Here is a 507-nt window from a genome sequence, read left to right as displayed (position 1 = left end):
GCAGATAAGGAAGAAGATAGCAGGAAGATTCAGTACAGAATTAGCATATAAAATACTAACTATAGTAGAGTTTAAAGCAAATTATGATAATAGCTTTATTACTGCACTAGTTCCAAGCCATATCAATTTAAGCCAACGACAAATAGCATGCATAAGCGAGCAACTAGAGGCAGTATATGGCATTAACGGTTATTATGTGCAAGAATTAGAAGAGAAAGAAACGATGATACCAAAAAAAGCAAAATTTAATATTGATGCTCACTGCGAACCTACTGAAAAATTAGCCTCAAGTAATAAATCATCAGCAATATCAGAAGAAATATTAGAAAATACAGTGTGGAATCGAATAAGAAAGGGATTAAGAGAAGAATTAGGGGAGGTTATAGATGCAGCTTGGTTTTCTAAAGCAGTAGCTGCCTATTATAATGAAACAAAAACCCTGACGCTAACCATGCCAACAAGGTTCATGGCGGATTGGGTACGTAATAATTACTCGCATGTGATAAG

At 34.9% G+C, this 507-nt stretch carries 1 protein-coding gene; it reads left to right on the top strand.

Annotated elements, in window-relative coordinates; translation table 11 throughout:
* On the top strand, positions 1–507 hold a 507-nt coding region (locus tag KYQ89_RS00315), incomplete at both ends, for a DnaA N-terminal domain-containing protein (protein WP_305888029.1).

It is taken from the genome of Rickettsia sp. TH2014, assembly GCF_019249195.1.
In the GTDB taxonomy this organism is placed as follows: Bacteria; Pseudomonadota; Alphaproteobacteria; order Rickettsiales; family Rickettsiaceae; genus Rickettsia; species Rickettsia felis.
This window is presented reverse-complemented; position numbering and strand designations above follow the sequence as displayed.